The organism is Caballeronia sp. NCF2 (genome assembly GCF_023631205.1).
Lineage (GTDB): Bacteria > Pseudomonadota > Gammaproteobacteria > Burkholderiales > Burkholderiaceae > Caballeronia > Caballeronia zhejiangensis.
Genome location: NZ_JALQDN010000018.1, coordinates 30679 through 49391, shown reverse-complemented (window position 1 = coordinate 49391; position 18713 = coordinate 30679). Strand labels below are relative to the sequence as shown.

Sequence of the window (18713 nt, the reverse complement as noted above, 5' to 3'; positions counted from 1 at the left end):
CGCTTTTCTTCCGTAGGTCTCCCTGCTGGTTTTCCTGGCTTATTCGTGTTCCGCACGCCATGGCGCGTGGCGCGTTCGTGCGCCCGATCACCCCGCTGGAGCGGCGTTTGCGCAAGGTCGTTGCTGATACAATTTCGCGCATGACCTATCAAGTTCTCGCACGCAAATGGCGGCCGAAATCATTCGAGTCGCTCGTCGGCCAGGAGCACGTCGTCCGTGCGCTCACGCACGCGCTCGACGGCGGCCGCCTGCATCACGCGTATCTTTTCACGGGCACGCGCGGCGTCGGCAAGACGACGCTCTCGCGCATCTTCGCGAAGGCGCTCAATTGTGAAACCGGCGTGACCTCGAAGCCGTGCGGCGTGTGCCGTGCGTGCCGGGAAATCGATGAAGGCCGCTTCGTCGATTACGTCGAGATGGATGCGGCGAGCAATCGCGGCGTCGACGAAATGGCGGCGCTGCTGGAGCGCGCCGTGTACGCACCCGTCGATGCCCGCTTCAAGGTCTACATGATCGACGAAGTGCACATGCTCACGAACCACGCCTTCAACGCAATGCTGAAGACGCTGGAAGAGCCGCCGCCGCACGTGAAGTTCATTCTCGCGACGACCGATCCGCAGAAGATTCCGGTCACCGTGCTCTCGCGTTGCCTCCAGTTCAATCTGAAGCAGATGCCGGCGGGGCACATCGTCTCGCATCTGGAGAACATTCTTCAGCAGGAGAACATCCCGTTCGAGCCGCAGGCACTGCGTCTCTTGTCGCGCGCGGCGGACGGCTCCATGCGCGACGCGCTTTCGCTGACCGATCAGGCCATCGCGTATTCGGCGAACGAAGTCAACGAGGATGCCGTGCGCGGCATGCTCGGCGCGCTCGATCAAAGCTACCTGATCCGTCTCATCGACGCGCTCGCCGGCGGCGACGGCCCCGGCGTGCTCGCGATCGCCGACGAAATGGCGCTGCGCAGCCTGTCGTTCTCGACGGCGCTGCAGGATCTGGCGAGTCTTCTGCATCGGATCGGGTGGGCGCAGTTCGCACCGACGTCGGTGCTGGACGAATGGCCTGAAGCCGCGGACATCCGCCGCTTCGCCGAGATGCTGTCGGCCGAGCAGGTTCAGCTTTTCTATCAGATCGCCACGGTCGGGCGCAGCGAGCTCGGTCTCGCGCCGGACGAGTACGCCGGCTTCACGATGACGCTCCTGCGCATGCTCGCGTTCGAGCCGGCGGGCGGATCGGGCGGCGGCGTCGCCGTGGGTGCGCCTTCGGGCGCGAAGCCCGCGCGCAGCGCCGCGCTCGTGGGTGCGATGGCCGAGCGCGCCGTCGCGCCTGCGCCTGCGTCGGCGTCGGCGTCGGTTGCTAAAGCGCCGGCGCCCGCCGTCGAGACGGTGGTCGTGAAGGCGGTCGAAGAACCCGTCGTCGAAAAGAGCGAGCCCGTGCCGGTAAAAGCCGCGCCGATGCCGAGCGCCGCGCGACAGGCCGTCGATGAAGCCGCGCCTGCCGCGCCGAGCACGTCCGACGAAGCCGCGACATCGCGCGCGGTAAGCGGCGCGAGCGCGGCGCTTGAAGTCTTGCGCAGCGCGGGCATGCGCCTGTCGTCCGATCGGGGCGCGCGTGGCGCGTCTGCGCAGACGGCGGCTCCCGCTGCGCCCAAGCCCGTCGCGAAACCGGCCGCGCAAGTTCCGGTGCCGACGCCGCGCCGCGCTCGGGCTGCCGCATCCGCCGCGCCCGAGCCGAAGCCCGCGGCCGGCAACGCGAGCAAGTCGAACGTCGTGCCGCCGTGGGAAGAGATGCCGCCCGACGACTACGCGCCGGCCGGATCCGAAGACGCTTATTTCATGCCGCCCGACGACGGCTTCGTGCCAGCCTTCGACAGCGGCCCGGACGACATGCGCTTCAACGCCGAGCCCGCCGCGAAACCGGCGCCCGTCATCGACACGGCGCCGTTGCCGCCCGCCGTGCCGCTCGATGCGCTCGGCGTGTCGATCGAATGGGCGGCGCTCGCCGTCGATCTTCCGCTGAAGGGCGTTGCGTATCAGCTTGCGTTCAACAGCGAGCTCACCGCCTGCGATGCGAATTCCGTGACGCTTGCGGTTCCGGTCCAGATGTACACCGACGCCACGCATGTCGGCAAGCTCAAGGCCGCGCTCGCCGAAAAGCTCGGCCGCGCGATCGAGGTCAGCGTGAACGTCGCGCCCGCGCGGCGCACCGCCGCCGCGCTCGACGCCGCCGAACGCGCCCGCCGTCAGCAGGAAGCCGAGCAGGAGATCAAGCAGGATCCGTTCGTGCAATCGCTGATCCGCGATTTCGGCGCGAGCATCGTGCAGGGTTCGATCAAGCCGATTGCCGCATCGGGCGCGAATCCATCGTGAACTGAAGCGCGCGGCGCGGTTTTCGACTTCGCGCCGCCGCACCGAATATCGGGCGCGCGCATCGCGCGTGCTTTTGCCACACGTTTTCCAGTAAGGAGCCGAACCATGATGAAGAACCAACTCGCCGGGCTGATGAAACAGGCTCAGCAGATGCAGGAAAACATGAAGAAGATGCAGGATCAGCTCGCGCAGATCGAGGTCGAGGGCCAGTCGGGCGCCGGTCTCGTGAAGGTGACGATGACCTGCAAGAACGACGTTCGCCGCGTGCAGATCGACCCGAGCCTGCTCGCCGACGACAAGGACATGCTGGAAGACCTCGTCGCCGCTGCGTTCAACGACGCCGTGCGCAAGGCGGAAGCCACCACGCAAGAGAAGATGAGCGGCATGACCGCCGGCATGCCGATGCCGCCGGGTTTCAAGCTGCCGTTCTGATCGCGCGCGCCGGAGCGGATTCGGCGCGCTTCGATGTCAAATGAAGGACACATGAAACAACCTTCCGCCCTGTCGGCGCTCGTCGAAGCGCTGCGCGCGCTGCCCGGCGTCGGACCGAAGTCGGCGCAGCGCATGGCGTATCACCTGATGCAGCACGATCGCAAAGGCGCCGAAAAGCTCGGCAATTCGCTGCTGTTCGCCACCGAGAATCTGAAGCACTGCGAGAAGTGCAACACGTTCACGGAAAGCGATATCTGCGAAGTCTGCAGCGACGAAGAGCGCGATCCGGCTTTGCTGTGCGTCGTCGAGACGCCTGCCGACCAGATCATGCTCGAACAGACGCTCACGTATCGCGGGCTCTATTTCGTACTGATGGGACGGCTCAGCCCGCTCGACGGCATCGGTCCGAAGGAGATTCACTTCGAGCGGCTCATCAGTCGCGCGCTCGACGGCGTTGTGCGGGAAGTGGTGCTCGCCACCAACTTCACCAACGAAGGCGAAGCGACCGCGCACTATCTCGCGCAAACGCTCAAGAGCAAAGGGCTCAAGGTGACGCGGCTCGCGCGCGGCGTGCCGGTCGGCGGCGAGCTCGAATATGTCGATGCCGGCACGATCGCGCGCGCGATGCTCGATCGCCGTTCCGTATGAAAGGACTCCAATCGATGACAGAAACCGAAGCGCTCGCGCTCGCGACGCATCGTCACTACAAGGGCGGGCTGTATCGCGTGATCGGCGTCGCGCGGCACTCGGAAACCGAGGAAGCGATGATCGTCTACGAGCATCTGTGGCCGCATGAACGCGGCTTGTGGGTGCGCCCCGCGGCGATGTTCAGCGAGACGCTCGCCGACGGCACGCCGCGCTTCAAGCCGCTCGATATTCCGCTCTGAGAAAACACACAAAGGAGACACGACCATGAGCGCAACGACGGGACCACTCGCGGGCGTGAAGGTACTGGAACTGGGCACGCTCATCGCCGGCCCGTTCGCCGCGCGCTTCATGGGCGAGTTCGGCGCCGACGTCATCAAGATCGAGGATCCGAACGGCGGCGACCCGCTGCGCAAGTGGCGCAAGCTCTATCCGGAAGTGGGCGGCACGTCGCTCTGGTGGGCCGTGCAGGCGCGCAACAAAAAATCCGTGACGATCAATCTCAAGGCCGACGAGGGCAAGGAGATCGTGCGGCGGCTCGCGAAGGAAGCCGATATCGTCGTCGAGAATTTCCGGCCCGGCTTGCTGGAGAAACTCGGGCTCGGTTACGAGGTGCTGTCCGCCGACAATCCCGGTCTCGTGATGGTGCGCCTTTCCGGTTACGGTCAAACCGGTCCGTATCGCGATCGTCCGGGCTTCGGCGCAATCGCGGAATCGATGGGCGGTTTGCGTCATATCACCGGTTATCCGGATTTGCCGCCGCCGCGCATCGGCATTTCGATCGGCGATTCGATCGCCGCGCTGCACGGCGTGATCGGCGCGCTGATGGCGCTGCATCATCGCCAAGTGAACGGCGGCAAAGGCCAGGTCGTCGACGTCGCGCTCTATGAAGCCGTCTTCAACATGATGGAAAGCGTCGTGCCGGAATACGGCGTGTACGGCATGGTGCGCGAGCGCACGGGCGCGTCGCTGCCGGGCATCGTGCCGTCGAACACGTATCCGTGCCGCGATGGCAGCATCGTGATCGGCGGCAACAGCGATCCGATCTTCAAGCGCCTGATGAACGCGATCGATCGCGCGGATCTCGCGGACGATCCCGCGCTCGCGTCGAACGACGGACGCGTGCCGCGCACGCAGGAAATCGACGACGCTATCGCCGCTTGGCTCTCGACGCGCAGCATCGACGAGGCGCTCGCTGTGTTGAACGCCGCCGACGTGCCGGCCGGGCGCATCTACAGCGTCGCCGACATGTTCACCGATCCGCAATACCTCGCGCGTCAGATGCTGCAGCGTTTCCCGTGGCAGGACGGCCGCGAGATCACGCTGCCGAACGTGACGCCGAAGCTCTCCGAAACGCCGGGGGAAACGCGCTGGCTCGGGCCGCAACTCGGTGAACACACGGATGAAGTACTTCAAACGCTCGGGTATGATGCCGACGATATTGCGCGGCTGCGCGCGGCCAAGGTGATCTGAGCCTCGAGCCGAACAGCGCCGACAACGATAAAACCAGGAGACAGACAACGATGAAACGCAGAACGTTCATCGCGAGCGGCGCCGCGCTCGCGGGCGGGGCAATCTCGGGCATGCCGCTCGCATTCGCACAGAACAAGCTGGAGCAGAGCAAGGTATCGGTCGCGGTCGGCGGCAAGAATCTCTTCTACTATCTGCCGCTCACGATCGCCGAGCGTCGCAACTACTTCAAGGACGAAGGGCTCGACGTCGAAATCGCCGATTTCGCGGGCGGCGCGAAGGCGCTTCAGGCGGCGGTCGGCGGCAGCGCGGATGTCGTATCCGGCGCGTTCGAGCACACGTTGCTGCTGCAGGCGAAGAATCAGTACTTCCGCGAATTCGTGCTGCAAGGGCGCGCGCCGCAGATCGTGCTCGCCGTGTCCAAGAAGGCGATGCCGAACTACAAGTCCGTCGCCGATTTGAAGGGCAAGAAAATCGGCGTGACGGCGCCGGGCTCGTCGACGGCGATCATGGCGAGCTTCGTGCTCGCGCAAGCGGGGCTGAAGGCGACCGACGTGTCGTTCATCGGCGTCGGCGCGGGCGCGGGCGCGATCGCCGCGCTGCAATCCGGCCAGATCGACGCCATCGCCAACCTCGATCCGGTGATGACCAAGCTCGATCGCGCGGGCGATATCCGCATCGTGTCGGACACGCGCACGCTCGCGGACACCGTGAAGGTGTTCGGCGGCAACATGCCGGCGGGTTGCCTGTACGCGTCGCAGAGCTTCATCACGAAGAATCCGAACACGACGCAGGCGCTCACCAACGCGATGGTACGCGCGCTGAAGTGGCTGCAGACGGCCTCGGGCAAGGATCTCATCTCGACGGTGCCGGAAAGCTATCTGCTCGGCGATCGCGCGCTGTATCTCGATTCGTGGCAGCACGTGAAGGAAGCGCTGTCGCCGGACGGCCTGATGCCCGCCGACGGTCCCGCGACCTCGCTCAAGACGCTGCAAGCCTTCGACGAAACCGTGAAGGGCAAGCCGATCGACCTGTCGAAGACCTGGACCAACGATTTCGTCAAGAAGGCGCTCGCGAGCGTCAAGGTCTGACCGATGTCGTCGCCATCGAACCATGCGCTCGCGCTCGAGGACGTCACCTGCACGTTCGCGTCGCGCGAGAGTCGCCGTGATCGCTACACGGCGGTCCGCGATACGAGCCTCGCGATCGCGCCAGGAGAATTCGTGTCCGTCGTCGGGCCGACCGGCTGCGGAAAATCGACATTGCTCAACGTGTCGGCGGGATTGCTGGAGCCTTCGTCGGGCACCGTGAGCGTGTTCGGCGAAAAGCTGAAGGGCATCAACCGGCGCGCGGGCTACATGTTCCAGGCCGATGCGCTGATGCCGTGGCGCTCCGCGCTCGACAACGTCACGGCCGGCCTCGCGTTTCAGGGCGTGCCGAAGGCCGAAGCCGACAAGCGCGGCGAGGAATGGCTGAAGCGCGTGGGCCTCGGCGGTTTCGGCGACCGTTATCCGCATCAGTTGTCGGGCGGCATGCGTAAGCGCGTCGCGATGGCGCAGACGCTCATCCTCGATCCCGACATCATCCTCATGGACGAGCCGTTCTCCGCGCTCGACATCCAGACGCGCCAGCTCATGGAAAACGAGTTGCTCGATCTGTGGGCCGCGAAACGCAAGGCCGTGCTTTTCATCACGCACGATCTGGACGAGGCGATCTCGATGTCCGATCGCGTCGTCGTGCTGGCGGCGGGGCCGGGCACGCATCCGATCGGCGAATTCGCGATCGATCTGCCGCGCCCGCGCGATGTCGCCGAGATCCGCTCGCATCCGCGCTTCGTCGAACTGCACGCGCAGATCTGGGGCGTGCTGCGCGAAGAAGTGCTGAAGGGTTATCAGCAGCAGCTGAAGCCCGCCGCCGCCGAATAAGACGATACGACCATGTGGAACAAGCTGCGCCCGAATCGGGCGAATCTCATCGTGTGGCAGTGGCTGTTGCTGCTCGCGTGCTTCGTGCTGTGGTACATGCTGACGAGCCCGACGCTCTTGCCGCCTTTCTATTTCGACGACGCGAACAAGGCCGCCTTTTTCTTCGGCGAGCCGCAGAAGGTGCTCATACGCATCTGGGAATGGTTCACGAGCGGCGAGATTTACATCCATCTGTGGGTGACGCTGATCGAAACGGTGCTGGCGTTCGTCATCGGCACGGTGACGGGACTCGGCGTCGGTCTCTGGCTCGCGCTCGCGCCGATGACGAGCGCGCTTCTCGATCCCTACATCAAGGCCGCCAATTCGATGCCGCGCGTGATCCTGGCGCCGATCTTCGCGGTGTGGTTCGGTCTCGGCATCTGGTCGAAGGTCGCGCTTGGCGTGACGCTCGTATTCTTCATCGTGTTCTTCAACGTGTATCAGGGCGTGAAGGAAGTGAGCCCGGTCGTGCTCGCGAATGCGCGCATGCTCGGCGCGAATCGCAAGCAGTTGCTGCGGTATGTCTATCTGCCGAGCGCGACCAGCTGGGTGTTTTCGAGCCTGCACACGTCGGTGGGGCTCGCGTTCGTCGGCTCGGTGGTCGGCGAATATCTCGGCTCGGCGCGCGGTGTCGGTTATCTGATCCTGCAGGCCGAAGGCACCTTCGACATCAACACGGTGTTCGCGGGGATTCTCGTGCTGACCGCGTTCGCGCTGGTGCTCGACGGTCTCGTCGCGCTGGTCGAGCGCCGGCTCATGAAATGGCAGCCGAAGAGCGGAGAAACCGAGAAGCTTTGACGCCCCGGTTGTGCGCGTGCCAACACGCCGTCAACGAAGCCGACCGTTTTCGGAATGCCCGTCATGGCACGACACGGTCGACATCGCTATCATGCTGTCCTGGACAGGCCGTTGCACGACGTCCGTCGTGCGATCCCGCGGGACCAACAATGAAACTGCGAACTGACGGTTCGATTGCGGTGGTATTGCCATCGCCGATCGGCGACAGCCTCATCGGGCTCGTTCTCGTCGACAATCTCATCCGCAACGGATATCGCCCCGTCGTGTTCGGCTGGGTCGTGGAGCAACTCGCCGACTGGTTTCCCCATGTGACGGTAGGGCGTCGCGACGCCTGGCAGGGCGCGTTCGACACCGTGATCGAGCTTCGCCCGACCGACTACGCATCGACGTTGAGCCGCTCGGGCCAGACCATCTGTCTCGCCACGCTGCCGGAATACGGCGGCTCGAAGCACATGGTCGACCGCATCGTCGATATCGCGAAGAACGTGCTCGGTCTCGCCGACGTGACGCGCGCGAACGGTCTCGTCGTGCCGTCCGGCGTCATGCGCGGGCGCTTCGCGAATCGCGTCGTCATTCATCCGACCGGCAGTCATCCTGAAAAGATGTGGGGCCGCGAGAAGTTTCTTGCGCTCTCGCGTGCGCTGACGCGGCGGAGATTGCGCCCGAGCTTTCTCGTCGCGCCTGCGGAGTTCGGCGTCTGGGGCGATATCGCTGAAGAAGGGTGCGAGGTCAATGCGCTGCCGCAACTGGGCGAAGTCGCGGCATGGATCGCCGAATCGTCGTGGTTCATCGGCAACGATTCGGGGCTCGGGCATCTCGCGTCCTGCATCGGCGTGCCGACGCTCTCTCTCTTTATGCGCCAGGGCCTTGCGCGCTCGTGGCGTCCGGGCTGGGGCCCGGGCGCGGTCGTGGTGCCGCCGTCCTTTCTGCCTTTCGGCGGGCTTCGCGAACGCTTGTGGCAACGCCTGCTCACCGTGCGTCGCGTGACATCCGCGTTCAGGACGTTGCACGGCAACCATGCGCGCGCGGCGCAACACTACGCGATGGCCGATTTCGCCGACGCCAAAGCGGCTCAGCCGACCCAAGCAACGCGCATCGGCATGCTGCCGCGCGCGCAATCGCGACGCCTATAAGCGGACGCCTTCACGCCGCGAAGCGCGAATAGACGCGCCAGCAGCGAAGCGCGCGCCACACTTCGCTCGCATTGGTCGCGCCCTTCAGCATCGCGCGAACATACCCCGACTGCAGAAACTGCCGCGCGAAAGGCTTGCGCAGTTCGTCGTCGGTCAGGCGCTTTCTGAGCACATGCAGGAGATGACCGCTTTCGCGGTTGGCTTGGCGTAGCAGAATCCGGCTGAGACTTCGGTCGGTTTGCGGATCGAGCGCGGCGGTCACGAGCGCGTCGATCACGCGCAGATAACCCGCCGCGCGGCGCGCGACAGCGGCCGGCGAGGGCGAGTTCGTGATCGATTCCGGATTGCGTCGATAGCCGTACAACGGTTCGCGCACGAAACCGACGCGCTGTGCGTGAAGCCCGAGCTGCAACGCCCAGATGATGTCCTCGTGCACCACGCCTTCCTCGAAACGCAGGCCGTGTCTCACGACGAGATCGCGCCGCACGCATTGCAGCCACACGCAGACGACCCAGTCGTTGTTCGGCACGGTCCGTTTGAGCCACGCCGTGCCGTCGCAGATGTCGCCCCACGGCTGGCCTTCGTACATCGGTCGAGGATCGGCGGGCGGCGGCAAGTCCTCGAAGCTGAATCCGTTGCCGATCACGACATCGAGCCGATGCTGGCGGCCGTGTTCGATCCACCTGCGCAACGCGCCGGGCTTCATCCAGTCGTCGCCGTCCGCGAACGCGATCCACTCGCCGCGCGCGAGCGTCAGCCCGACATTGCGCGACGCCGATACGCCGCGATTTTCCTGCGCTACCACACGGATGCGTGCATCGGCCGCCGCCATCGTTTCGAGCATGGCGAGACTGTCGTCTGTCGCGCCGTCACAGATCGCGATGACTTCGAGATCGACGCCTTGCTGATCGAGCACCGAGCGCAGCAGCGCTTCGAGCCAGGCTTCGCAGTTGTAGACCGGCACGATGACGCTGACATTGGGGCATAGACTCGCCATGGCTCTTCGCGGAGTGCGTGAAAGCGCGCAATGGTAGCAGTGCGCGCGTTATGGCTCGATCACGATCTTGCCCGTCACGCGCCGGTTCATCATGTCGTCCAGCGCTTGCGGCGTTTCGTCGAGCGAGTAGCGCTTCGTGACGACAGGGCGCAGCTTGCCCGCTTTGATCCACTCGACCATCGTCGCGAATTCCCGATCGGCGAGCGCGTGTTCGCGCTGCATGTGACCGCCCCAGAACACGCCGACGATGCTCGCGCCTTTCAGCAGCGCCAGATTGAACGGCAGCTTCGGAATCTCGCCGTTCGCGAAGCCGACGACGAGATACCGTCCGCGCCAGCCGATGCTGCGAAACGCGGGTTCGGCATACGTTCCGCCGACCGGATCGAAGATCACATCCGGCCCGTTGCCGTCCGTCAGCGCCTTGATACGTTCGCGCAAGTCTTCGTGCGCGTAATCGATGACCTCGTCCGCGCCATGTTCGCGACAGAACGCGAGCTTCTCCGCGCTCGATGCCGCCGCGATCACGCGCGCACCGACGATCTTGCCGATCTGGATCGCCGCGATGCCGACGCCGCCGGCCGCGCCCAGCACGAGCAGCGTGTCGCCGGCCTTGAGCTCGCCGCGATCGACGAGCGCGTGATACGACGTGCCATAGGCGAGCGAGAATGCGGCGGCCTCGGCGAGATCGACGTCATCGGGCAAGACGATGCAATCGGCGGCTTTCGCGCGCGCCTGTTCGGCGAACGCGCCTTGCGCGGTGTAGGCGGCCACGCGCATGCCGGGCGCGAGATGCGTGACGCCCGCGCCGGCTTCGCGCACGATGCCCGCGAACTCCGCGCCGGGCGTGAACGGCAGCGGCGGCTTGAACTGGTATTTGTTCTGGATGATGAGCACGTCGGGAAAGTTCACGCTCGCCGCTTTCACGTCAATGACGACTTCGCCTGCTTCCGGATGCAGGTCGGGCAGCGTTTCGATCGAAAGCGTGTGGGGCAATCCGTGTTCGTTGCATCGTACGGCGCGCATGTTTTCTCCTGGTTGAACTGGGCTCAGTGTATGGCAGTTCGAGTCGTCGTCGCGCCACTTTCCTCGGTTACAATCGTCGGATGCGAATCCTACTCAGCAACGACGACGGTTATCTGGCGCGCGGCATCAATGTGCTGCACGATGTCCTGCAGCCGCTCGGCGAAGTGACGGTGATGGCGCCGGAGCAGAACTGCAGCGGCTCGTCCAACTCGCTTACGCTGTCGCGGCCCTTGAGCGTTCATCAGGCGCCGAACGGTTTCAACTTCGTGAACGGTACGCCGACCGATTCCGTGCACATCGCGCTCACGGGCATGCTCGACGAGCAGCCTGATCTCGTCGTGTCGGGCATCAACAACGGGCAGAACGTCGGCGAGGACACGCTGTACTCGGGCACCGTGGCGGCCGCCACCGAAGGCTTCATGTTCGGCATTCCGGCGATCGCATTCTCGCTCGTCGGCCGCGACTGGCTTCATCTCGACGACGCCGCGCGCGTGGCGGCCGAGATCGTCGCTCATTTCCTCGAACATCCGATGCCGGGTCATCCGTTGCTGAACGTGAACATTCCGAGCCTGCCTTACGATCAGTTGCGCGAATGGAAAGTGACGCGCCTCGGCAAGCGTCATCCTTCGCAGCCGGTGATCCGCCAGAGCGATCCGCGCGGCAACCCCATCTACTGGATCGGCCCGTCAGGCGATGCGCTCGACGCGAGCGAAGGCACCGATTTCCACGCGGTCGCGAACGGCTTCGTGTCGATCACGCCGCTGCAACTCGATCTCACTCATACGAAGCTCATGGCGGAGACGCGCGAATGGGCGCGCGCCGGGAGCGCTCGCACATGAGCGACGAGCGCGCCAAGCGCTTTCCGCTGGCGCTCGCGGATCTCGTTCGCGAGCCGCGCAAACCCGTGGCCCGTCCGCAAGATTCGCGCGGCAAGCCAGCCGCCGCTTCCGCGCTGAAGCCGACGCCGACGCCGACGCAGCCGACAAGGCCTGGACAATCGCGCGCGGCGAACGCGACGATGAAAAATCCCGCGACGGCAGCGGCGTCCGCGAAGCCGGCCACGTCCGTTTTTCCCGTGCGTTCGGGCGCGAAGACCGCAATTGGCGGGGCGAAACCGGTTCCGTCGGCGAGCAAGAGCGCGGCGCAGACGCATCATTCGGCTCATCCGGCGCGCGCGAATTCACTGCGTCCGGCGCCGCGGCCCGGCGAGCGCGACCTGAACGCCGCCGCGATCGCGACGAAAAAAGGCGCGCCCAATGTTGCGCTGGCAAGCACGCAGACACTCACATCGGAACGGGTGCGCGAGCGCATGGTCGAACGCCTGCGCTCGAACGGCGTGACCGATCCGCGCGTGCTCAATGCGATGTCGGTCGTGCCGCGCCACATGTTCGTCGATCCGGGACTCGCGGCGCAGGCTTACGAAGACGCCGCGCTGCCGATCGGCCATCACCAGACCATCTCGAAGCCGTCGGTCGTCGCGCGCATGATCGAACTGGTCGCGACCGGGCGCGCGTTGAACAAGGTGCTGGAGATCGGCACCGGTTGCGGTTATCAGGCGGCCGTGCTGTCGCAAGTCGCCACTGAGGTTTATTCGATCGAACGCGTGCGTCCGTTGTCGGAGCGCGCGAAGCTCAATCTTCGGCCGTTGCGCGTGCCGAATATCCGGCTGCATTACGGCGATGGCCGCCTCGGCTTGCCCGCGGCCGCGCCGTTCGACGCGATCGTCATCGCGTGCGCCGGCCTCGACGTGCCGCAGGCCTTGCTCGATCAACTGGCGGTCGGCGGCAAGCTCGTCGCGCCGGTCGGATCGCAGGCCGCGCAGTCGCAGGTGCTGACGCTCGTCACGCGCGTGTCGGCAAGCCAATGGCGGGAAGAGCAGCTCGATCGCGTTTTCTTTGTACCCTTAAAATCCGGAGTGATTTGACACCGATGAGTATCCTGCGTGCTTTGCGAGAAGGAAGTGCGGACCAAGCCTTAAGCGCGGCGCAGCGCGGCGTGTGCGTGCTGGCGTTGTCCGCGCTGGCGGCGTGTTCGACGCGCATGGACATGGCGCCGGTCGTCGACAGAACGGGCGCGCCCATCGGCACGACGGCAGCGCAGACGCCGGACAACGGCCCGCCGCCGCCGGGCTATTACCGTGTGAAGCCGGGCGACACCCTATATCGGATCGCACTGGAAAACGGTCAGAATTATCACGACATCGCAGCGTGGAACAACCTGACCAACCCGAACCAGATCGAAGTCGGCCAGCTGATGCGCGTGGCGCCTCCGGGCGCGAATGTCGCGGCGGCGACGCCCGGTGTGGCGACCGCGCCGATCGTGGGCGGCGGCGTGCAGACGCAGCCGTTGAATGGCGCGAACGCGTACGCGAGCCCGCAGCCGGGTGCGACCGCGCAGCCGCCGTATTACGGCGCCAACTCGGGTATGGGCGCGGCGCCGGGAACGGCCGGCGCGGCGGCGGGCATGGCATCGGCGCCTGGCGTGCCGGGCGCGGATGCGAACGCGGCGGCGCCAGCGGCCCAGCCGGCGTTCATCTGGCCGGCGCGCGGTCCGATTCTCGGCACATTCAACGAAGCGAGCAACAAAGGTTTGAACATTGGCGGTGCGGCGGGAGATCCGGTCAACGCGTCGGCGGATGGCCGAGTGGTTTACTCCGGAAATGGGCTGCGCGGCTACGGCAATCTCATTATCATCAAACACGACGCAACTTTTCTGACAGCGTACGCACATAACCGTGCTTTGATGGTAAAAGAGGGAGACGCGGTAACTAAAGGGCAGAAGATCGCTGAGATGGGGAACAGCGATTCGGACCGCGTGATGTTGCATTTCGAAGTTCGCCGGCAGGGAAAACCTGTTGACCCACTGAAGTATTTGCCGCCGCAATAAAGCGAAACCATCATGCCAAAAACGAAGCGCCGCCTGCCGCAAGCCGAGACTGAGACGATCAGCCGACCTTTGCAAGTGTCGGTGGAAGACGGTGCTTCGACTCAAGACGAGGACATCGACAATGTCGATGTCGACGTCGATTCGGACGAAGAAGGCAACAGCCGCGGAAAAAGCAGCGACGAAGCAGCGGAAGGCGCAAACGATTCCGCGCCCGACGCCGACGATTTCCGCTCGCTTTTGCAGGCCGAGCTCACCGCCGACACGATCCAGCATTACCTGAACCGCATCAGCGTGAAGCCGCTCCTGACCGTCGAGGAAGAGCAGCGCTATTCGCGACTCGCGAAAGCCGGCGAATTCGACGCGCGCCAGGTGATGATCGAGCGCAATCTGCGGCTCGTCGTCAGTATCGCGAAGGGATATCTCAATCGCGGCGTGCCGTTGCTCGACCTGATCGAGGAAGGCAATCTCGGCCTCATGCACGCAATCGAGAAATTCGATCCGACGCGCGGTTTCCGGTTTTCGACCTATGCCACTTGGTGGATCCGCCAGAGCATCGAGCGCGCGATCATGAACCAGGCGCGCACGGTGCGTCTGCCGGTTCACGTCATCCGCGAGTTGAACCAGGTGCTGCGCGCGAAGCGCCATCTGGAAAAAAATTCCGCCAATTCGAATGACAGCGTCGCGCCCGAACGCCGCGACGCGAGCATCGACGATATTGCGTATCTCACCGGCAAGACGCCCGAGGAAGTCACCGATATCCTCGCGCTCAACGAACACACGGCTTCGCTCGACGCGCCGCTCGACCTCGATCCGGGCAGCAGCCTGCTCGATCTCCTTTCCGACGATCAGAGCCAGTCGCCGGACGCGGAAGTGCAGCATCGCGAACTCGAATCGCTCACGCGGTTGTGGCTCTCGCGTCTGTCCGACAAACACCGGCACGTGATCGAACGGCGTTTCGGGCTGAACCACATCGAGCCCGCGACGCTCGAAGAACTCGCCGACGAAATGGGCCTCACGCGCGAGCGTGTGCGCCAGATCCAGCAAGAGGCGCTCGTGCGTCTCAAGCGCTTTTTCGCATCCAACGGCGTTCGCAAGGACGCCGTGCTTTAACGCTTCGGCGACGCCCTTCGGCTTGGGGCGTCGCGCTCCAGGATTCAATGACACCGATTCTCGTTTTCGACATCGAGACAATCCCCGATGTCGACGGCATTCGCCGTCTCGAAGATTTGCCCGACGATCTCTCCGACCGCGAGGTCGCCGAACATGCGTTCGAAGCGCGCCGCGAGCGCGTCGGCAATGATTTCTTGCCGCATCATCTGCAGCGTGTCGCGGCGATTTCGTGCGTGTTTCGCGACAACAACGGCTTTCGCGTGCGCTCGCTCGGCACGACGGCCGACGGCGAGGCCGCGCTCATCCAGTCGTTCTATCGCGTGATCGAGAAATACACGCCTCAGCTCGTGTCGTGGAACGGCGGCGGCTTCGATCTGCCCGTGCTCCACTACCGCGCGCTCGTGCACGGCATCGCCGCGCCGCGCTACTGGGATCTCGGTCAGGACGACCGCGAGTTCAAGTTCAACAACTACATCAGCCGCTATCACATGCGGCACATCGACCTGATGGACGTGCTCGCGATGTATCAGGCGCGCGCCAATGCGCCGCTCGATGCGCTCGCGAAGCTATGCGGCTTTCCCGGCAAGCTCGGCATGGACGGCGGCAAGGTCTGGGAAGCGTATTGCGACGGCCATATCGACGAAATCCGCAACTATTGCGAGACCGACGTCGTCAACACGTATCTGATGTACTGTCGTTTTCAGATGATGCGCGGCGGCTTCACGCCCGATGAGTACGCGGACGAAATCAACTTCGTCAAGAATGCGCTCGCGCAGGAGACTTCGCCGCACTGGGCGGAGTATCTGGCGGCGTTCGTCGAATGAGAGCGTGACGTTCGTCTACAATCTCGCCTTTGCCCCACGATAAGTCAGGAAGTACGCAGGTGTCCGAAGCCGCTCGAAAAACCCAGCATCGCCGCCGCGCCGCGCCGGCGAAATCCGTCACGCCCGATCCGAACTTCGTCGCGCCCGAAATCGAAATCGAGTCGCTCGACATGGAAGCGCGCGGCGTCGGTCGCACGGTCAACGAGGACGGAGAGCCGGGCAAGGTCATCTTCGTCGAAGGCGCGTTGCCGGGCGAACGTGTCAGCTATTCGAGCTACCGCAAAAAGCCGAGCTTCGAGCAGGCGCAAGTGGTGAGCGTGCTGCGCGAGAGCGTGATTCGCGCGAAGCCGAAGTGCCAGTTTTTCGGCATTTGCGGCGGCTGCTCGATGCAGCATCTGGATGTTCGCGCGCAAATCGCCGTGAAGCAGCGCGTGCTCGAAGACAACCTGCAACATCTGTCCAAACTGCGCGCCGAAACCATGTTCCGGCCGATTCACGGGCCGTCGTGGGGATATCGCTATCGCGCGCGCCTGACCGTGCGGCACGTCGAAAAGAAGGGCGGCGTGCTGGTCGGCTTTCACGAGCGCAAGAGCAGTTACGTCGCCGACATGACGAGCTGCGAAGTGCTGCCGCCGCATGTTTCCGCGATGCTCGTGCCGCTGCGCCATCTGGTGGCGGGCCTGTCGATTCGCGATCGCATGCCGCAGATCGAGCTCGCGGTCGGATCGGACGTCACGGCGCTCGTGCTGCGCATTCTGGAGCCGCTGACCGAAGCCGACGAAGGGCTGCTGCGCACTTTCGCCGATGCGCACGGCGTGCAATGGTGGCTCCAGCCGAAAGGACCGGACACGGTTTATCAGTTCTATCCGCTCGATAGCGAGCTCGCTTACACGCTGCCGGAATTCGATATCCGCATGCCGTTCAAGCCGACCGACTTCACGCAGGTGAATCACCAGATCAATCGCGTGCTGGTGAGCCGGGCGCTCAGCCTGCTTGCTCCGGAGAAGTCCGATCGCGTGCTCGACCTTTTCTGCGGCATCGGCAATTTCACGCTGCCGCTCGCGCGGGTGTCGCGTGAGGTTGTCGGGATCGAAGGCAGCGAAGCGCTGACGACCCGGGCGTTGGAGAACGCGAAGGCGAATGGCGTCGATGGCCACACGTCGTTCGCGTGCCGAAATCTCTTCGAAGTGACCGCCGACGACCTGCGCGCGCTTGGCCGCTTCGACAAGTTTCTCATCGATCCGCCGCGCGAAGGCGCGCTCGCCGTGTCGAAGGCGCTCGCGGACATCGCCCAGAGCGGCGATGGACCGTTGCCCGAGCGCATCGTCTATGTGTCGTGCAATCCGGCGACGCTCGCGCGCGACGCCGGCCTGCTCGTGCACGAAGCGGGTTATCGGATGAAGGGCGCGGGCGTCGTGAACATGTTCCCGCACACGTCGCACGTCGAATCGATTGCGTTGTTCGAGCGCGACTGATCCGGCTGCGGCGCTTCGCAGGCACAAAAAAACCGGCCCGAAGGCCGGTTTTTCGTTTCTGCCGCGTTTGGCGCGCTTAGTTGCGGTTGCCGCCGAAGATGCCGAGCAGCGCCAGCAGGTTCGTGAACACGTTATACAGGTCGAGATAGATCGCGAGCGTCGCGCTGATGTAGTTCGTCTCGCCGCCGTTCACCACGCGCTGCACGTCGAAAAGCATGTACGCCGAGAAGATCACGATGGCGAGCACGGAGATCGTCATCATGAGCGCGGGCAACTGCAGGAAGATGTTCGCGAACGCCGCCAGCAGAATGACGATCACGCCCATGAACAGGAACTTGCCGAGGCCCGAGAAATCGCGCTTGCTGACGGTCGCGATGGTCGCCATGGCCGCGAAGATCACGCCCGTGCCACCGAAGGCCATCATGATAAGTTGCGGTCCGTTCGAGAACCCGAGAATGAAGCTCAGGAGACGCGAGAGCATCAGGCCCATGAAGAACGTGAAGCCGAGCAGGACGACCACGCCCATGCCGCTGTTCTTGGTTTTCTCGATGGCGAACATGAAGCCGAACGCGATCGCGAGGAACGCGATGAAGCTCATTGCCGGGCTGGTAGCCGCGAACAGCGAGAAGCCCGTCGCGACGCCGACCCATGCGCCGAGCACCGTCGGCACCATCGAGAGCGCGAGCAGCCAGTAGGTGTTGCGCAGCACGCGGTTGCGCACCTCGACCGAGGTGACGCTGCCATTACGGCCAAAGCTGTAGGGTGATTCGTTCATGGTTTCTCCTTGCTCCAATTGTCTGTCGTTCGGTCTTCCCGCGACTTCGTCATATACGAATGATAAGGTGCGCGGACTTAAGCCAATATTAGAACCGCTTGGTGCCCGCGCCGCGCTGCGTGCTTCCGGTTGCAATGCAGCGTTTTGTTCCAATATGGCCCCGGCGCGCGCCGAATTCAATAGCCCGAAAGGCCAGTTCGGCCGTCCGGACAGCCAAGTCCTCGCAGGGTTTGATCCTTACGATGCCGTAAGGTTTCAATCGCAATCATACATTGCTTCGTGCTACAATTGTCGATTCGTTTTAATCCGTAAACCGTTCATTTTTTGGAGTTTTTATGGCGATCGAGCGCACCCTGTCGATTATCAAGCCGGACGCAGTGGCAAAGAACGTTATCGGCCAGATCTACAGCCGTTTCGAGAACGCAGGTCTGAAGATCATTGCGTCGCGCATGGTTCATCTGTCGCGCGCCGACGCCGAGAAGTTCTACGCCGTGCACGCCGCACGTCCGTTCTTCAAGGATCTGGTCGAATTCATGATCTCGGGTCCGGTGATGATTCAAGTCTTGGAAGGCGAGAACGCCATCCTGAAGAATCGCGACCTGATGGGCGCGACCGACCCGAAGAAGGCGGACAAGGGCACGATCCGCGCCGACTTCGCCGACAGCATCGACGCGAACGCGGTTCACGGGTCGGACGCGCCGGAAACGGCAGCGCAAGAAGTTGCGTTCTTCTTCCCGCAAGTGAACGTCTACTCGCGTTAATTTTCGCGTTGAAAGCCGCGATGGCTGTTCGGTCATCGCGGGCATCGCGCCTCG

At 64.2% G+C, this 18713-nt stretch carries 19 protein-coding genes; 16 read left to right on the top strand and 3 right to left on the bottom strand.

The window, feature by feature from the left end; genetic code table 11:
• Positions 1 to 140: 140 nt before the first annotated feature.
• The 9 genes from NCS02_RS08335 (at position 141) to NCS02_RS08295 (ending at position 8808) form a co-directional block, all read left to right on the top strand.
• Positions 141 to 2366: a DNA polymerase III subunit gamma/tau gene (locus tag NCS02_RS08335; protein ID WP_250519553.1), complete on the top strand. Its 2226-nt coding sequence runs from the start codon at positions 141 to 143 to the stop codon at positions 2364 to 2366.
• A gap of 105 nt (positions 2367 to 2471) precedes the next feature.
• Positions 2472 to 2798: a YbaB/EbfC family nucleoid-associated protein gene (locus tag NCS02_RS08330; protein WP_008349334.1), complete on the top strand. Its 327-nt coding sequence runs from the start codon at positions 2472 to 2474 to the stop codon at positions 2796 to 2798.
• A gap of 51 nt (positions 2799 to 2849) precedes the next feature.
• Positions 2850 to 3446 carry a recombination mediator RecR gene (recR, locus tag NCS02_RS08325; RefSeq protein ID WP_008349337.1) on the top strand — a complete coding sequence of 199 codons (597 nt, stop codon included), beginning with the start codon at positions 2850 to 2852 and terminating at the stop codon, positions 3444 to 3446.
• 14 nt (positions 3447 to 3460) lie between these two features.
• Positions 3461 to 3685, top strand: coding sequence for a DUF1653 domain-containing protein (locus NCS02_RS08320; RefSeq protein ID WP_008349339.1), 225 nt, complete (start codon positions 3461 to 3463; stop codon positions 3683 to 3685).
• A 25-nt stretch (positions 3686 to 3710) separates the two neighbouring features.
• Complete coding sequence (locus NCS02_RS08315) at positions 3711 to 4916, top strand: CaiB/BaiF CoA transferase family protein (protein ID WP_008349341.1); 1206 nt, start codon at positions 3711 to 3713, stop codon at positions 4914 to 4916.
• A gap of 50 nt (positions 4917 to 4966) precedes the next feature.
• Positions 4967 to 6004, top strand: a complete 1038-nt coding sequence (locus NCS02_RS08310; RefSeq protein ID WP_250434830.1) for an ABC transporter substrate-binding protein — start codon at positions 4967 to 4969, stop codon at positions 6002 to 6004.
• A gap of 3 nt (positions 6005 to 6007) precedes the next feature.
• The gene (locus tag NCS02_RS08305; RefSeq protein ID WP_008349347.1) at positions 6008 to 6838 is read left to right on the top strand and encodes an ABC transporter ATP-binding protein; all 831 of its coding nucleotides are present in this window, start codon (positions 6008 to 6010) and stop codon (positions 6836 to 6838) included.
• 12 nt (positions 6839 to 6850) lie between these two features.
• Positions 6851 to 7675 (top strand): ABC transporter permease, encoded by an 825-nt coding sequence (locus NCS02_RS08300; RefSeq protein WP_034473729.1) that lies wholly within the window; start codon positions 6851 to 6853, stop codon positions 7673 to 7675.
• Between the two features lie 149 nt (positions 7676 to 7824).
• Positions 7825 to 8808, top strand: a complete 984-nt coding sequence (locus NCS02_RS08295; RefSeq protein ID WP_008349351.1) for a glycosyltransferase family 9 protein — start codon at positions 7825 to 7827, stop codon at positions 8806 to 8808.
• 10 nt (positions 8809 to 8818) lie between these two features.
• On the opposite strand, the gene NCS02_RS08290 is transcribed toward NCS02_RS08295, so the two are convergent.
• On the bottom strand, positions 8819 to 9805 hold the full coding sequence (locus NCS02_RS08290; protein ID WP_250519552.1) for a glycosyltransferase: 987 nt from the start codon (positions 9803 to 9805) through the stop codon (positions 8819 to 8821).
• Between the two features lie 48 nt (positions 9806 to 9853).
• On the bottom strand, positions 9854 to 10828 hold the full coding sequence (locus tag NCS02_RS08285; RefSeq protein WP_008349355.1) for an NADPH:quinone oxidoreductase family protein: 975 nt from the start codon (positions 10826 to 10828) through the stop codon (positions 9854 to 9856).
• An 80-nt stretch (positions 10829 to 10908) separates the two neighbouring features.
• On the opposite strand from NCS02_RS08285, the gene surE reads away from it, so the two are divergent.
• The 6 genes from surE to rlmD are packed head-to-tail and all read left to right on the top strand — an operon-like array spanning position 10909 to position 17123.
• Positions 10909 to 11667: a 5'/3'-nucleotidase SurE gene (gene surE, locus NCS02_RS08280; RefSeq protein WP_250519551.1), complete on the top strand. Its 759-nt coding sequence runs from the start codon at positions 10909 to 10911 to the stop codon at positions 11665 to 11667.
• Entirely contained in the window at positions 11664 to 12752 is a 1089-nt protein-coding gene (locus NCS02_RS08275; RefSeq protein ID WP_250519550.1) for a protein-L-isoaspartate(D-aspartate) O-methyltransferase, read from the top strand. The genes surE and NCS02_RS08275 overlap by 4 nt, the downstream gene beginning before the upstream one ends.
• A 5-nt stretch (positions 12753 to 12757) precedes the next feature.
• Positions 12758 to 13714, top strand: coding sequence for a peptidoglycan DD-metalloendopeptidase family protein (locus NCS02_RS08270; protein ID WP_034473731.1), 957 nt, complete (start codon positions 12758 to 12760; stop codon positions 13712 to 13714).
• A 12-nt stretch (positions 13715 to 13726) separates the two neighbouring features.
• The gene (gene rpoS, locus NCS02_RS08265; RefSeq protein WP_008349362.1) at positions 13727 to 14824 is read left to right on the top strand and encodes an RNA polymerase sigma factor RpoS; all 1098 of its coding nucleotides are present in this window, start codon (positions 13727 to 13729) and stop codon (positions 14822 to 14824) included.
• A 47-nt stretch (positions 14825 to 14871) separates the two neighbouring features.
• Positions 14872 to 15648, top strand: a complete 777-nt coding sequence (locus NCS02_RS08260) for a 3'-5' exonuclease (RefSeq protein WP_008349363.1) — start codon at positions 14872 to 14874, stop codon at positions 15646 to 15648.
• 59 nt (positions 15649 to 15707) lie between these two features.
• Complete coding sequence (rlmD, locus tag NCS02_RS08255) at positions 15708 to 17123, top strand: 23S rRNA (uracil(1939)-C(5))-methyltransferase RlmD (RefSeq protein WP_502800866.1); 1416 nt, start codon at positions 15708 to 15710, stop codon at positions 17121 to 17123.
• Positions 17124 to 17199: 76 nt separating this feature from the next.
• Here the strand turns inward: rlmD and NCS02_RS08250 are convergent, their stop codons facing one another.
• Positions 17200 to 17898: a Bax inhibitor-1/YccA family protein gene (locus NCS02_RS08250; protein WP_008349366.1), complete on the bottom strand. Its 699-nt coding sequence runs from the start codon at positions 17896 to 17898 to the stop codon at positions 17200 to 17202.
• A gap of 335 nt (positions 17899 to 18233) precedes the next feature.
• On the opposite strand from NCS02_RS08250, the gene ndk reads away from it, so the two are divergent.
• On the top strand, positions 18234 to 18659 hold the full coding sequence (gene ndk / locus NCS02_RS08245) for a nucleoside-diphosphate kinase (protein WP_008349368.1): 426 nt from the start codon (positions 18234 to 18236) through the stop codon (positions 18657 to 18659).
• The last annotated feature ends 54 nt before the right edge of the window (positions 18660 to 18713 follow it).